This window comes from Pseudomonas sp. MWU347 (genome assembly GCF_017947305.1).
GTDB lineage: Bacteria > Pseudomonadota > Gammaproteobacteria > Pseudomonadales > Pseudomonadaceae > Aquipseudomonas > Aquipseudomonas putida_A.
The window spans coordinates 15622-30793 of record NZ_JAFGZB010000010.1; the positions used below are offsets into that span (position 1 = coordinate 15622).

The following is a 15172-nucleotide window of genomic DNA, read 5'->3' on the forward strand; positions in this document are numbered from 1 at the left end:
TGTCGCGGATTACGCGGGCTGCAGCACTGTTGCAAAAACCGCAACAACACCTTGCACAAATCAAGCGTTTACTTAGCAAGCTAACAAATCATATAAAAGAGTCCTGCACACGCCTTGCTGCAGATAACTTGAGATTTGGAGCTAGCAGATGACTGTAAAAGTAACTGAACGCGACGATTCACACATGTCCCATGAAGGCGTAGCCGCCGGTGTACGGATCTGGGATGTGCATCAACAAGACTTGCTGGTCGGCATGTTCCACAACGAGATCGATGCCCACAACTACAAGGCCGAACTCGAACTGCAAGAACAGCAACGGGATCTGAAATCCGCTTAGGCGAATATTGAACCTGTGGCGAGGGAGCTTGCTCCCGCTGGGGCGCGAAGCGGCCCTGCTCTTCAACTCAAGAGCAGAGGCCTGCTACGCAGTCCAGCGGGAGCAAGCTCCCTCGCCACAGTTTGGGTTGTTACAGCTTTATCGGTTTACCACATCAGGTCATCAGGGATCTGATAGGCCGCGTACGGATCGTCCTCGGCATTGACCTCTTCGGTCTGCACGTTGAGCTGCACGATACGTTGCGGGTCGCGCTCCTGGATCTTCAGGGCCGCTTCACGAGGGATCACTTCGTAGCCGCCGGCATGGTGCACGATCGCCAGCGAGCCGCTGCTGAGCTTGTTGCGCATCAGCGTATTGACCGAGATGCGCTTGACCTTCTTGTCGTCGACGAAGTTGTAGTAGTCCTCGGTGGTCAGCTTCGGCAGACGCGAGACTTCGATCAACTGCTTGACCTGTGCGGCACGGGCCTTGGCCTCGGCTTTCTCCTGCTGCTGGCGGTTCAGCTCCTGGTCGCGCTTGACCTTCTCGGCCATGGCTTCCTGAGCGGCGCGCTGCTGCGAATCATCCAGCTCGGCCTGCCCTTTGTGGGCCAGACGCTGTTGCTTCTGCTTGTCTTTGCTGACCTGCTTGGCCTGCTTTTGGTTGACCAGACCTGCTTTGAGCAACTGGTCGCGAAGGGAAAGGCTCATTAATGCTTACTCACTTGGGCAACGGCTCAGCCGCAGCTGGGCAAATTCTTTTCCTGACGTTTGGCTTCACCCCACAGGGCGTCCAACTCTTCGAGGGTGCAATCTTCCATGGGACGACGGGTGTCGCGCAATGCCTGTTCGATAAATCGGAAACGTCGTTCGAACTTGGCGTTGGCACAGCGCAGTGCGGTTTCCGGATCGACCTTGAGATGCCGGGCCAGATTGACCACGGAAAACAGCAGATCACCGATCTCGTCAGCCACCGCGTCGGGATCGTTTTCGGACATGGCTTCGAGCACTTCATCGAGCTCTTCGCGCACCTTGTCCAGCACCGGCAGTGCATCCGGCCAGTCGAAGCCGACCTGCCCGGCGCGCTTTTGCAACTTGGCCGAACGCGACAGTGCCGGCAACGCGGCGGGCACGTCATCGAGCAGTGACAGCTGCTCGGGCACGGCGGATTTCTCCGCGCGTTCTTCGGCCTTGATCTCTTCCCAACGCTGCTTGACCTGTTCTTCATTCAGCCGTGGCACATCCAGCGGCGCGTACAGATCGCCGGTGGGGAACACGTGCGGATGACGACGGATCAGCTTGCGCGTGATGCTGTCGATCACTCCGGCAAATTCGAAGCGCCCTTCTTCCCGGGCCAACTGGCTGTAATAGACCACCTGAAACAACAGATCACCCAGCTCGCCCTGCAAGTGATCGAAGTCGCCGCGTTCAATGGCGTCAGCCACTTCATAGGCTTCTTCGAGGGTATGCGGGACGATGGTCGCGTAGGTTTGCTTGATGTCCCACGGGCAACCGAACTGCGGATCGCGCAGGCGGCTCATCAGGTGGAGCAGGTCTTCAAGTGAATACATCTGTCATGCCTCTACACAAAACCAATGTGGGAGCGGGCTTGCTCGCGAATGCGGTGTGTCATTCAGCGCAAATATCGACTGACACGCCCTCTTCGCGAGCAAGCCCGCTCCCACCTTCGAACGAAGCCATCTTCACGGAGTACGGTTACGCCGCGTCTCGATGATGTTCGGCAACTGCGAAATCCGCCCCAGCAAGCGCCCCAGCGCATCCAGCCCGGGAATCTCGATGGTCAGCGACATCAGCGCGGTGTTGTCTTCCTTGTTCGAGCGGGTATTGACCGCCAGCACGTTGATCCGCTCGTTGAGCAGCACCTGCGAGACGTCCCGCAGCAGACCGGAACGGTCGTAGGCGCGGATGACGATGTCCACCGGATAGGTGAGCACCGGCACCGGGCCCCAGCTGACCTGGATGATCCGCTCCGGCTCGCGCCCGGCCAGTTGCAGCACCGAGGCGCAGTCCTGCCGGTGAATGCTCACGCCGCGGCCCTGGGTGATGTAGCCGACAATCGCGTCGCCCGGCAGCGGCTGGCAGCAGCCGGCCATCTGCGTCATCAGGTTGCCGACACCCTGAATCTGAATGTCGCCGCGCTTGCCCGGCTTGTAGCCAGTGGCTTTGCGCGGGATCAACTCCAGCTGTTCGTTGCCGCGTTCCGGCTCGACCAGTTGCTGCGCCAGGTTGACCAGTTGCGCCAGACGCAAGTCGCCGGCACCGAGGGCGGCGAACATGTCTTCGGCGGTCTTCATGTTGGCCTTTTCGGCCAGCTTGTCGAAATCCACCGCCGGCAGACCGAGGCGATTGAGTTCGCGCTCGATCAGGGTTTTACCGGCCGCAACGTTCTGGTCACGGGCCTGCAACTTGAACCAGTGAACGATCTTCGCCCGCGCCCGCGAGGTGGTGACGTAGCCCAGGTTCGGGTTCAGCCAGTCACGGCTCGGCGTACCGTGTTTGCTGGTGATGATCTCGACCTGCTCACCGGTCTGCAGGCTGTAGTTGAGCGGCACGATCCGCCCGTTGATCTTCGCGCCACGGCAGTTGTGCCCGATTTCGGTGTGCACGCGGTAGGCGAAGTCCAGCGGCGTCGCCCCCTTCGGCAAATCGATGGCGTGGCCGTCGGGGGTGAAGATGTACACCCGGTCCGGTTCGATATCGACCCGCAGCTGTTCGGCCAGACCACCGATGTCGCCCAGCTCTTCGTGCCATTCGAGCACCTGCCGCAGCCAGGAGATTTTCTCTTCGTAGTGGTTCGAGCCGGATTTGACGTCGGTGCCCTTGTAGCGCCAGTGCGCGCAGACGCCGAGCTCGGCCTCCTCGTGCATCGAGTGCGTACGGATCTGTACTTCCAGCACCTTGCCTTCCGGACCGATTACCGCGGTGTGCAGCGAGCGGTAGCCGTTCTCTTTCGGGTTGGCGATGTAGTCGTCGAATTCCTTCGGGATGTGCCGCCACAGGGTGTGGACGATGCCGAGCGCGGTGTAGCAGTCGCGCATTTCCGGCACCAGCACGCGCACGGCGCGCACGTCGTAGATCTGGCTGAACTCCAGACCCTTGCGCTGCATTTTGCGCCAGATCGAATAGATGTGTTTCGCCCGGCCGCTGATGTCGGCGTCGACGCCGGTGGCCTGCAATTCGTCCTTGAGCTGGGTCATCACATCGCTGATGAACCGCTCACGGTCCAGCCGCCGCTCATGGAGCAGCTTGGCGATCTGTTTGTATTGATCAGGCTCCAGGTAACGGAAGGACAAGTCCTCCAGCTCCCACTTGATATGACCGATGCCGAGCCGGTGCGCGAGCGGCGCATAGATGTCGAAGACTTCCCGGGCGACGCGGTTGCGCTTCTCGTCGTCAGCGGTTTTCACCGCGCGAATGGCGCAGGTACGTTCGGCCAGTTTGATCAGCGCGACACGAACGTCGTCGACCATCGCCACCAGCATCTTGCGCAGGTTTTCCACCTGGCCCTGAGTGCCCATCACCATCGACTGGCGCGGGCTGAGGCTGGCACTGATTGCCGCCATGCGCTGCACGCCGTCGATCAGTTTGGCCACGACGGGACCGAAGCGCTGGCTGACCGCCGCGAGTTCGATCTGACCTTCGCGGACGCCGCGATACAGCACCGCCGCGACCAGCGAATCCTGATCGAGTTTGAGGTCGGCGAGGATCTCGGCGATCTCCAGTCCCGTGCTGAAACTGCCGGAGCCTTCGGCCCACAGATTCTTCTTGGCATTGGACTGCTGTTCGGCCTCGCGAGCGAACTCGCAGGCTTCTTTCAAGGCTTCGCGATCCAGTGCCATGTCGACACTGACCGCGTGATCGAGCCAAGCCTCGAGATTGATACTGCCGTCAGTGTTGATCGGCTGGTGTGCTCTCACCTGTACCATGCTGCTTTACCTTCCCTACGACGCAGATTCAATGCGTCAAATCGCTGACCCTCAACGCCCGTATGCGCTCGCGGGGCTAAAGCGAGCGCCGCCCGGACAGGTCAGACGGATTCAGACGAGCCATCCTGGCTCGCTTCAAATAACGCCATGGCCTCGACATGTGCCGTCTGAGGAAACATATCGAGAATCCCGGCACGTTTTAACCGGTAGCCCTGCCTGATCAATTCGACCGTATCGCGCGCCAGAGTTGCAGGGTTGCACGATACATACACCAACCGTTTGGCACCCAGGGTCGCGAGCTTGCGCACCACCTCGAAAGCACCGTCACGCGGTGGGTCCAAGAGTACCGCAGAAAAGCCGTTTCCGATCCACTGAGCATCGGTCAAAGGCTGGGATAAATCGGCTTGAAAAAACTTTGTGTTATGCAAATTGTTGCTAGCAGCATTGGCAGCGGCACGGTCGACCATGGTCTGCACGCCCTCCACCGCCACCACTTCACGCACGCTTTTGGCCAGCGGCAAGGCGAAGTTACCCAGACCGCAGAACAGGTCGAGTACGCGCTCGTCACCGGTCGGCTTCAGCCAGTCCAGCGCCTGCGCGACCATCGCCTCGTTGACCCCGGCGTTGACCTGGATGAAATCCCCTGGCCGCCAGGCCAGATCGAGATCCCATTGCTCCAGGCGATAGCCCAGCGCCTGCGTGGCATCCACCGGTTGCGGCTGGCCTTCGCCATGCAACCACAGTTGCGCTGCATGGAACTGGCAGAAATCCTTGAGGATCGTCAGGTCGGCTTCGGACAGCGGCGCCATGTGTCGCAACAACACCGCCAGCGATGAACCACTGAACAACTCGACATGCCCCAGCGCCTGCGGTTTGCTCAAACGACGGAGCATCTCCGGCAAACGGGTCATGATCGGTTGCAAGGGCTGTACCAGCACCGGGCATTCGTTGATGGCGACGATGTCCTGACTGCCGGCAGCGCGGAAACCGACTTCAAGCTGCTTGGCTTTCATGTCCCAGCGCACGGCGATCCGCGCGCGGCGGCGATAGCCGAATTCCGGGCCAGTCAACGGCGCAGCCCATTCGTCAGGCGCGACCCCGGCGACCTTCGACAGCTGCTCGGCGAGCATGCGCTGTTTCAGGGCAAGCTGCTCGGCGTGGGGCAAGTGTTGCACGCTGCACCCGCCGCAGCGGCCGGCATGCTGACAGGCTGCCGGGCGACGCAACTCGCTGGCCTTGAACACGCGCTCGGTGCGCGCTTCGACCACTTTGCCGCGGGCGCCAAGCACCCGCGCCTCGACCTCTTCACCGGCGAGGGCGCCGAGGACGAACCAGGTTTTGCCTTCGAAAAACGCGATGCCGCGACCGTCATTGGCCAGGCGCTCGATGTTCAAGCGCTGTTTTTTGCCGGTCGGAATTTGCGCGGCCTTGCTGCCGCCGGTGGGCTGGAAGCGCAGGCCTCTCTCGTGCTTGGCCATCAGTTGGGCGCGTCGAAAATGCCGGTCGACAGATAACGGTCGCCACGGTCGCAGATGATCGCGACGATCACCGCGTTTTCAACTTCTTTGGACAGGCGCAGCATCGCTGCCACCGCACCGCCCGAGGACACGCCACAGAAGATGCCTTCTTCGCGGGCCAGACGCCGGGTGACGTCTTCGGCCTCGCTTTGCGCCATGTCGACGATGCGGTCAACGCGATCAGCCTGATAGATCTTCGGCAGGTATTCCTGCGGCCAGCGACGGATACCGGGAATGGCCGAGCCTTCCATCGGTTGCAGCCCGATGATCTGCACGCTGTCGCTCTGCTCTTTCAAGTAGCGCGACACGCCCATGATGGTGCCGGTGGTGCCCATCGAACTGACGAAATGGGTGATGGAGCCCTGGGTCTGACGCCAGATTTCCGGGCCGGTGGTGGTGTAGTGCGCCTCCGGATTATCGCCGTTGGCGAACTGATCAAGCACTTTGCCACGGCCTTCGGCTTCCATCCGCTGGGCGAGATCGCGAGCGCCTTCCATGCCCTCTTCCTGGCTGACCAGAATCAGCTCGGCACCGTAAGCGGTCATCGCCGCCTTGCGCTCGGCGCTGGAGTTGTCCGGCATGATCAGGATCATCTTGTAACCCTTGATCGCGGCGGCCATGGCCAGCGCAATCCCGGTGTTGCCCGAGGTCGCTTCGATCAGCGTGTCGCCGGCGTGGATCTGCCCGCGCAGTTCGGCACGGGTGATCATCGACAGCGCCGGACGGTCCTTGACCGAACCCGCCGGGTTGTTCCCTTCGAGCTTGAGCAACAGGGTGTTGCTGGTGGCACCGGGCAGGCGCTGCAAACGCACCAGCGGAGTGTTGCCGACGCAATCGGCGATGGTTGGGTACTGCAGGGTCATGGCGTATTCGCAATCCAGACGTGCGGGGGCGCCTATCATACCGGCAAACGTTCGCAGGCCATATCACGCAAAGTGCGGTGCTTATGGCTTATGGGAATAAGCAGTAAAAGTCTCACCAGTGGTGAGACTATTAGTTGAATCGAAGGGCCCCTTCGCGAGCAAGCCCGCTCCCACAGGAGGGTGACGGTGTTGGTTATACAATCTGCGGACGCCCCACATCCACTGTGGGAGCGGGCTTGCTCGCGAAGGCGTCAGCCGTCACGCCGCCGTCATCGGCAATCAGCCGAAAATTCAAGCGCAACCCCGCCCCACCATTCTCCGCCCACAACATCCCACCCTGCCTTTGCACCGCATTCCTCGCAATGCTCAGCCCCAGACCAAACCCGCCGTCCCCCGGGCGCGAGCCGTCGAGGCGGGTGAAGGGCGAGAAGATCCGTTGCAGATCGCCCTCGGCCACCCCGCCGCCCTGATCCTCCAGCCACAAATGCCAGTAATCGCCGTCACGCCGTCCATCGAGGCGCACGATGCCGCCCTCGGGCGAATGACGGATGGCGTTGCGCAGAATGTTCTCCAGCGCCTGCGCTAAAGTATTGAGATTGCCGCGCACCCAGCACGACGCCGGCACCGCGCACTGCAATTGCAGGCTCGGCCAGCCGCTTTCGTAACAGGCGTTGTCGGTGAGCATTTCCCACAAGGCCTGAATCTGGATCGCTTCGTCAGGCAGCGGCGCACGCTCGGTGTCGAGCCACGCCAGTTGCAGGGTGTCTTCGACCAGTCGTTGCATGCCGTCGACTTCACGGCCGATGCGCTCGCGCAGTTGCCGTAGATCCTGTTCGCTTTCACTGGCCACCCGCAGCCGGCTCAGCGGCGTGCGCAGTTCATGGGACAGGTCGCGCAGCAATTGCTGTTGCAGGGCGACGGTGGATTGCAGGCGTTCGGACATTGAATCGAAGGCCCGCGCCAGTTCACCGAGTTCGTCCGGGCGCTGGGTAATGCCGCTCGACAGACGCACATTCAATTGGTCGGCACGCCACGCATTGGCCTGCTCACGCAGGTTGTTCAGCGGCACCACCAGCAAGCGATACAGACCGACACACAGCAGCAAGGTGAACAATCCCGGAATCACCCCGTTGGTGATCACCCGCCAGAACACCCGGTATTTCCCCGGCAGGAAGCGCTCGGGCAACTCGATTACCAGACTGCCGGCGGACGGATTCTGCGGAAACGGTACGCGCAGCCATGGCCGGCCTTGCTTGTGGATCGGCCAGTCGAGGCCGCGTAAAAAGGTCAGGTGCTGGATTTCCTGTTCATTCAGCGGATCGCTGCTCAACGACTGCAGATTGCGGTCGATCACCCCGACCCAGGCGGCTTCGCGCAGCTCCATGCTCTGCAACCAGTTATCGACCCCGTCGCGCTCACCGCGCTGCCACGCCCGCTCGGCTTCGCCGGCATAACGGCTCAGAGTGCCGCGCGCCTCGTCGGAGAGATACTGGTTGCGCTCTTCCATGTAGCGGCCCCAGGACCAGCTCAGCCAGATCATCAACAGACAGAACGCTACCAGCAGACACGCCAGTTTCCAGAACAGCGAATGCCGCCCCGGCAGGTCAGAGATTTTCATCGGTGGCACTCAGCACATAACCCTTGCCCCACACCGTGCGCACTTCCCGTTCGAGGTAACCGATGGCCTTGAGTTTGCGGCGGATCTGGCTGATGTGCATGTCGAGGCTGCGGTCGTGGGCCGCATAGCCACGTTGCAGCACATGCTGATAAAGGAAGGCCTTGCTCAGCACTTCTTCGTCGTTGCGATTGAGGGTTTCCAGCAGACGGTATTCGCTGCGAGTCAGACCGGCGGCTTGTGCGTTATAGAAGACTTCGCATTGTTCGTCGTCGAAGCGCAGCGCGCCGTGGATCGCAGCCGGGGCAATCGCTGCCGGGCGCCGATCCAGCGCCACCCGGCGCAGGATCGCCTCGATCCGCACATGCAGCTCGGCCATGCTGAACGGCTTGGGCAGGTAATCATCGGCGCCCAGGCGAAAACCGCTGATGCGATCGGCCTCGGCGCCCAGCGCCGACATCAGCAGCACCGGCGTCGAATGGCTCTGGCGCAATTGCGTCAGCACCTTCAGGCCGTCGAGCCCCGGCAGCAGAATGTCCATCAGCACCACGTCGAACGGCTGGTGACGCGCAATGTTCAGCCCTTCCTGACCGTTCTGGCACCAGGTCACCGCAAAGCCGCTGCGGCCCAGATGCTCGTGAACATAGGCGCCCAGCACCGGGTCGTCCTCAATGGCGAGAATGCGTGGCAGGTCGGTGGAAACAGGAGTCATGAGTATCTGCTAATAATTCTCAGTTGGCCGATTATTCAAGATTGCCCGCCATCGGGCAACCCAAGCTTGACCGGCCGGACAAACGCGCCAGGCCGCGCCGACCAATGGCGACATGATTTTTCCGAAGATTGCCTGCCTGCAAATCGCTACACTGCGCCAATGTCGCGTGCCGGACGCACGTGCGAGTCAACAGTTCAGCGGGATGCAGGAGATGGGTGTGCTCAAGAAACTGGGAATCAAAGGTCGCGTGTTGTTGCTGACCCTGTTGCCCACCAGCCTGATGGCGTTGGTGCTCGGTGGCTATTTCACCTGGATGCAACAGTCCGATTTGCAGACCCAATTGATGCAGCGCGGTGAAATGATCGCCGAACAACTGGCGCCGCTGGTGGCGCCCGCCATGGGCCACGGCAACACCGATCTGCTCGAACGCATCGCCACCCAGTCCCTCGAACAACCTGACGTGCGCGCCGTCACCTTCCTCGCCCCCGACCGCACACCGCTGGCGCACGCCGGCCCGACCATGCTCAATCAGGCGCCCAGCGGTGACAGTGCACAACTGCAACGGCGCAGCGGCAATGACGCCACCCGTTACCTGATGCCGGTGTTCGGCAAGCATCGCAACCTCGCTGGTGATCTGATCCCCGAAGAATCCGACCGTCTGCTCGGCTGGGTCGAACTGGAGCTGTCGCACAACGGCATGCTGCTGCGCGGTTATCGCAGCCTGTTTGCCAGCCTGCTGCTGATTGCCGCCGGTCTGGCGGGCGCGGCCCTGCTCGCGTTGCGCATGGGCCGCACCATCAACCGCCCGCTGAGCCAGATCAAACAGGCAGTTGCCCAGCTCAAGGACGGTCATCTGGAAACCCGCCTGCCACCGCTCGGCAGTCAGGAACTGGACGAGCTCGCCTCGGGCATCAACCGCATGGCCGGCACCCTGCAGAACGCTCGCGAAGAACTGCAGCACAGCGTCGATCAGGCCACCGAAGACGTGCGGCAGAATCTGGAAACCATCGAGATCCAGAACATCGAACTGGATCTGGCACGCAAAGAGGCGCTGGAGGCGAGCCGGATCAAATCCGAGTTCCTCGCCAACATGAGCCATGAGATCCGCACGCCGCTCAACGGCATTCTCGGTTTCACGCATCTGTTGCAGAAAAGCGAACTGACGCCGCGCCAGCTCGACTATCTGGGCACCATCGAAAAGTCCGCCGACAGCCTGCTGGGGATCATCAACGAGATTCTCGATTTCTCGAAGATCGAGGCCGGCAAACTGGTGCTCGACCACATCCCGTTCAACCTGCGCGATCTGCTGCAGGACACCCTGACCATCCTGGCCCCGGCCGCCCACGCAAAGCAGTTGGAGCTGGTGAGTCTGGTTTATCGCGATACGCCGCTGTCGCTGGTCGGCGACCCGCTGCGCCTCAAGCAGATCCTCACCAACCTGGTCAGCAACGCGATCAAATTCACCCGCGAAGGCACCATCGTCGCCCGCGCCATGCTTGAAGAAGAACACGAAGACAGCGTGCAGTTGCGGATCAGCATTCAGGACACCGGCATCGGCCTGTCGAGTCAGGACGTGCGCGCGTTGTTCCAAGCGTTCAGTCAAGCCGACAACTCGTTGTCGCGCCAACCCGGCGGTACTGGTCTGGGCCTGGTGATCTCCAAGCGTCTGATCGAACAGATGGGTGGCGAAATCGGCGTCGACAGCACCCCGGGCGAAGGCTCGGAATTCTGGATCAGCCTGAGCCTGCCGAAAACCCGCGACGACAGCGAAGACCTGCCGGGCCCGCCACTGCTCGGGCGTCGCGTGGCGGTGCTGGAAAATCACGAACTGGCACGTCAGGCCCTACAGCATCAACTGGAAGACTGCGGCCTCGACGTCACGCCGTTCAATACGCTGGAGAGCCTGACCAACGGCGTCACTGGCGCGCACCAGACCGATCAGGCGATCGATCTTGCGGTGCTCGGCATCACCAGCAACGACATGCTCCCGGAGCGCCTGAATCAGCATATCTGGGACCTCGAACACCTCGGTTGCAAAGTGCTGGTGCTGTGCCCGACCACCGAACAGACGCTGTTCCATCTCTCGGTGCCCAACCCGCACAGCCAGCTGCAAGCCAAACCAGCCTGCACGCGCAAACTACGTCGGGCGTTGGCCGATCTGGCCAATCCACGCCAGCCGCGTAACGAGCCGGGTGAACCGCTGTCGAGCCGTGCACCGAAAGTGCTGTGCGTCGACGACAACCCGGCCAACCTGTTGCTGGTGCAGACCCTGCTCGAAGACATGGGCGCCAAGGTTCTGGCCGTGGAAAGCGGCTACGCAGCAGTCAAAGCGGTGCAGAGCGAATCCTTCGATCTGGTGCTGATGGACGTACAGATGCCGGGCATGGACGGACGCCAGACCACCGAAACCATTCGCCAGTGGGAAAGCGAACGGCATAGCACACCGCTGCCGATCGTCGCCCTCACCGCCCACGCCATGGCCAACGAAAAACGCGCCTTGCTGCAAAGCGGCATGGATGACTATCTGACCAAGCCGATCAGCGAGCGGCAACTGGCGCAAGTGGTGCTGAAGTGGACCGGTCTGGCCTTGCGCAATCAAGGAACGGAACGGGCCAGCGACAGCGCGGCGGGTGGCAGTGAATTGCCGGTGCTCGACCACGAAGAAGGCCTGCGCCTGGCCGCCGGCAAGGCCGATCTGGCAGCCGACATGCTGGCCATGTTGCTCGCCTCGCTGGAGGCCGACCGCGAAGCCATTCGTGCCGCCAGTGAAGCTCGCGATCAGAACGCGCTGATCGAGCGCGTGCATCGTTTGCACGGTGCGACCCGATATTGTGGCGTGCCGCAGTTACGCGCGGCCTGTCAGCGCAGTGAAACCCTGCTCAAACAGGGCGATCCGAAGGCAGTGGTGGCGCTGGAAGAACTGGAGCGGGCGATCAATCGACTCGCGACGCAAGCCAGGATCAGCGCCTGATCCACGGCAATGCCGGCAGCGGCATCCGCCGTTAAAGTGGTGGCCGTCAACGCTGACTCGCCACCCCGTTCCAGGAGGAATTCATGCGCACGCTCGTTTTCAGCAGCCAGACCTATGACCGCGACAGCTTCCTCGGCGCCGAATGCCCGACCGGGATAGAACTGCACTTTCAACCGGCCCGGCTCAGTCTCGACACCGCCGCCCTGGCCGAGCAGCACGAGGTGGTCTGCGCCTTCATCAATGACGACCTCAGTGCGCCGGTGCTGGAGCGCCTCGCCGCCGGTGGCACACGGCTGATCGCCCTGCGCTCGGCGGGCTACAACCATGTTGATCTGCTCGCGGCAAAACGCCTCGGGCTGGCCGTGGTGCGGGTACCGGCCTACTCGCCACATGCGGTGGCCGAACACGCGGTGGCGCTGATTCTGGCACTCAACCGACGCCTGCACCGCGCCTACAACCGCACCCGCGAAGGCGATTTCACGCTGCACGGGCTGACCGGTTTCGATCTGGTGGGCAAGACCGTGGGCATCGTCGGCACCGGGCAGATCGGCGCGACGTTCGCGAAAATCATGCACGGTTTCGGTTGCCAATTGCTGGCCTACGACCCGTACCCAAACCCTGAGGTCGTGGCGCTGGGCGCCCGTTACCTGAGTCTGCCGGAGCTGCTCGCGCAGTCACGGATCATCAGCCTGCACTGCCCGCTCAACGCCCAGAGCAAACACTTGATCAACCGCGAGTCACTGGCACACCTGCAACCGGGGGCGATGTTGATCAACACCGGACGCGGCGGCCTGGTCGACACGCCGGCGCTGATCGACGCCTTGAAAGACGGCCAACTGGGCTATCTGGGACTGGATGTGTATGAAGAAGAGGCGCAGCTGTTTTTCGAGGATCGCAGCGACTTGCCGTTGCAGGACGACGTATTGGCGCGGCTGCTGACTTTCCCGAACGTGATCATCACCGCGCATCAGGCGTTTCTGACCCATGAAGCGCTGGGCGCGATTGCCGCGACCACCCTGCACAACATCGCGACCTGGGCTGCAGGTGCACCGCAGAACCAGGTCGAGGGTTGAAGGCTTGCCGGTTTACTTCGGCGACAGCGACGAGGCCAGGATCAGCAACGCCAGCCAGCCAAAACCGAAAAAGCGCTGCTTCATCGAATGACCGTTACGCAGCAGGAACCAGACAAAGACCATCGGCAGCAGGAACACCATGATCTTCAACCAGCCTTCCACCGGCCGCGAACCGTCGGCGTTGGGCTGAAGTTGAGGTGCGGGCTCGGGTTGCCGACGACGGCGGCCGAGCGCGGCCGGTGTGACTTTCGGCGCAGGCTCCGGGGCTGGCGCCGGGACGAAGGCTTCAGGCACGGATTTGTTGCGCGGCAGGCTGCCAAATGAAATCGTCGCGGCGGCGGCTTGCGCCGGTGTGTGCTCATGCTGCTGCGCCATCGGAGCACCACAATGAATGCACGCCTTTGCTTCCGAGCTGATGCTCCGCTTGCATTCATAACATTCGATCAGCGCCATGTTCCGTTCCCTCAGAGTGAAGGGCGGCAGTTTGCCATGAGCGCCGGACGATTTGAACCGGATCGAAGGTCGCACGTGTACGCCATCCTGCAATCCAGCCCGTGCTAGCATGTCGCGCAGATTTGGAGGACCCATGGTCGAACACGATTTCCGCTACACCCTGATGAACCCGCAACACACCCTCACCGAATGCCGCGCCCTCGTACCGGGCCGCTATCAGGTCACCGGCAACGGTGGCTCGATCCGCAACGGTGATGTCCTGTTGGTCACCCTCAAAGGCAGCAAGGACTTGTCCATGCGCCTGACCGTCGACACCGTGCGCCACCTGATCAATCCGCCGGGCCAATGGACCGCGATGACCACCGGCCCGGTCTTCGGCGAACTGGCGATCCACACCTGGCAGGTCAACTGCGACAGCTGCGCCAAAGAGCTGAACTTCGAGTTCGCGGTGGACGCCAAGCTGGGCAAGACCGCCGAGAAACCGGCCGCCACGGCGCGCATCGCCGAGCTGGGCTGGAAAGCCGTCGGCGACAAGCACCTGTGCCCGAAATGCCAGGAGCCTGCGTGATGAAACGCCTTGCCCTGCCGCTGCTGGTCGGTGCCGCTCTGGTGGGCTGCGCCGCAGAGCCTGTGCAATTGCAGCAGAACCGCAGCTACATTCTGGAGTGGATAGGCGAGCGGCCATTGATGGATTACAGCCATCTGACCGTGACCCTTGGTGACGATGGCCGCGCATATGGCAACGGCGGTTGCAACCACTGGTTCGCGCCGTACACCCTCGAAGGCGACAAGCTGAGCTTCGGCCCGATCGGCAAGACCCGCAAACTCTGCGCCCCGGCGCTGATGGAGCAGGAACAACGCTTCCTGCAGGCGCTGCAAGGCGTTGAGCGCTGGGACATCTCGCCGATCGAGCAGATGCGCTTCTGGCCGGCCGAAGGCAAGCCGTTGCGCTGGTGGCTGGAAGAGGGTTAACCCTCAAGAACGCCAAACCCTCACCCTAACCCTCTCCCAAAGGGAGAGGGAACTGATTGGGGGGTTCTGAAAGTGTGCGCCGACTTGAAGGATCTTCGCTGAATCCATAATCGACACGATCTTCCAGGTCGATGGAAGCGCCAGACACCTCGGTCAGCTCCCTCTCCTTCTGGGAGAGGCTGGGGTGAGGGTTGCTCTTTAGAGGCAGCTCACTTTGTCGCCTGCAATGCCTCAAGCTTGGCCATCACCCCCGCCGCCGTCTGCTCGCCCATCAACTGCTCACGCACCTTGCCCTTGTTGTCGATGATGTAAGTCACCGGCAAGGCCTCACTGCGCGGCAGGTCGAACAGGTCGGCCGGATCCTGCGCCAGCACGGTGAACTTGATGCCCAGCTTCTCGCTGGCAGATTTCAGGTCTTCACCCTGGACGTTGTCGAAGTTGACCCCGAACACCCCAACATTCTTACTCTTGAGTTCGTCCGCCAAATGATTGAGCTCAGGAATTTCCGTGCGGCACGGGCCACACCATTCGGCCCAGTAATTGATGACTACCCATTGTTTGTCCAGACGCTCGGACGCAACCTTCTGACCATTCTGGTCAATGCCGTAGTCGTTGCCGCAGCCCCCCAGCATCAACGCCCCGATTATCGTCAATGCCGCTGCCAATCGCCGTGTCATGTCATGTTCCCTGGTCAAAAATTGAATGCGCCTGCGACCCATCGCCTCTGAAGGTTC

General features: G+C 61.8%; 14 protein-coding genes. 5 read left to right on the forward strand and 9 right to left on the reverse strand.

Features of this window, described 5'->3' with window-relative positions:
- Positions 1 to 148 precede the first annotated feature (148 nt).
- Complete coding sequence (locus KCG87_RS20845) at positions 149 to 337, forward strand: hypothetical protein (RefSeq protein WP_003227153.1); 189 nt, start codon at positions 149 to 151, stop codon at positions 335 to 337.
- A 146-nt stretch (positions 338 to 483) separates the two neighbouring features.
- Here KCG87_RS20845 and KCG87_RS20850 read toward each other — a convergent pair whose 3' ends face one another.
- The 7 genes from KCG87_RS20850 to KCG87_RS20880 all read right to left on the reverse strand — a co-directional run bounded on the left by KCG87_RS20850 (position 484) and on the right by KCG87_RS20880 (position 8969).
- On the reverse strand, positions 484 to 1026 hold the full coding sequence (locus tag KCG87_RS20850) for a DUF2058 domain-containing protein (RefSeq protein WP_007968960.1): 543 nt from the start codon (positions 1024 to 1026) through the stop codon (positions 484 to 486).
- A 26-nt stretch (positions 1027 to 1052) separates the two neighbouring features.
- Positions 1053 to 1886, reverse strand: coding sequence for a nucleoside triphosphate pyrophosphohydrolase (gene mazG / locus KCG87_RS20855; protein WP_210558881.1), 834 nt, complete (start codon positions 1884 to 1886; stop codon positions 1053 to 1055).
- Between the two features lie 132 nt (positions 1887 to 2018).
- Entirely contained in the window at positions 2019 to 4262 is a 2244-nt protein-coding gene (relA, locus tag KCG87_RS20860) for a GTP diphosphokinase (RefSeq protein ID WP_027612305.1), read from the reverse strand.
- A gap of 101 nt (positions 4263 to 4363) precedes the next feature.
- Entirely contained in the window at positions 4364 to 5740 is a 1377-nt protein-coding gene (gene rlmD / locus KCG87_RS20865; protein ID WP_210558880.1) for a 23S rRNA (uracil(1939)-C(5))-methyltransferase RlmD, read from the reverse strand.
- Entirely contained in the window at positions 5740 to 6642 is a 903-nt protein-coding gene (cysM, locus tag KCG87_RS20870) for a cysteine synthase CysM (RefSeq protein WP_045122014.1), read from the reverse strand. Before cysM ends, rlmD begins: the two co-directional genes overlap by 1 nt.
- Before the next feature lie 193 nt (positions 6643 to 6835).
- Complete coding sequence (locus tag KCG87_RS20875; RefSeq protein ID WP_210558879.1) at positions 6836 to 8260, reverse strand: sensor histidine kinase; 1425 nt, start codon at positions 8258 to 8260, stop codon at positions 6836 to 6838.
- On the reverse strand, positions 8247 to 8969 hold the full coding sequence (locus tag KCG87_RS20880; protein WP_098965077.1) for a response regulator transcription factor: 723 nt from the start codon (positions 8967 to 8969) through the stop codon (positions 8247 to 8249). The genes KCG87_RS20875 and KCG87_RS20880 overlap by 14 nt, the downstream gene beginning before the upstream one ends.
- A 217-nt stretch (positions 8970 to 9186) precedes the next feature.
- Here KCG87_RS20880 and KCG87_RS20885 point away from each other — a divergent pair, with 217 nt between their 5' ends.
- A complete protein-coding gene (locus tag KCG87_RS20885) occupies positions 9187 to 11940 on the forward strand; it encodes a response regulator (RefSeq protein WP_098968440.1) in 2754 nt (917 codons plus the stop codon).
- A gap of 83 nt (positions 11941 to 12023) precedes the next feature.
- Positions 12024 to 13013, forward strand: a complete 990-nt coding sequence (locus KCG87_RS20890; protein WP_139054873.1) for a 2-hydroxyacid dehydrogenase — start codon at positions 12024 to 12026, stop codon at positions 13011 to 13013.
- Between the two features lie 12 nt (positions 13014 to 13025).
- On the opposite strand, the gene KCG87_RS20895 is transcribed toward KCG87_RS20890, so the two are convergent.
- A complete protein-coding gene (locus KCG87_RS20895; protein ID WP_103368748.1) occupies positions 13026 to 13466 on the reverse strand; it encodes a hypothetical protein in 441 nt (146 codons plus the stop codon).
- A gap of 133 nt (positions 13467 to 13599) precedes the next feature.
- On the opposite strand from KCG87_RS20895, the gene KCG87_RS20900 reads away from it, so the two are divergent.
- Together KCG87_RS20900 and KCG87_RS20905 are read left to right on the forward strand one after the other, a co-directional pair.
- Positions 13600 to 14034 (forward strand): hypothetical protein, encoded by a 435-nt coding sequence (locus KCG87_RS20900; RefSeq protein WP_025112952.1) that lies wholly within the window; start codon positions 13600 to 13602, stop codon positions 14032 to 14034.
- Positions 14034 to 14438 carry an META domain-containing protein gene (locus KCG87_RS20905; protein WP_098965082.1) on the forward strand — a complete coding sequence of 135 codons (405 nt, stop codon included), beginning with the start codon at positions 14034 to 14036 and terminating at the stop codon, positions 14436 to 14438. Before KCG87_RS20900 ends, KCG87_RS20905 begins: the two co-directional genes overlap by 1 nt.
- Positions 14439 to 14647: 209 nt before the next feature.
- On the opposite strand, the gene KCG87_RS20910 is transcribed toward KCG87_RS20905, so the two are convergent.
- Entirely contained in the window at positions 14648 to 15115 is a 468-nt protein-coding gene (locus tag KCG87_RS20910; protein ID WP_027612297.1) for a TlpA disulfide reductase family protein, read from the reverse strand.
- Positions 15116 to 15172 lie beyond the last annotated feature (57 nt).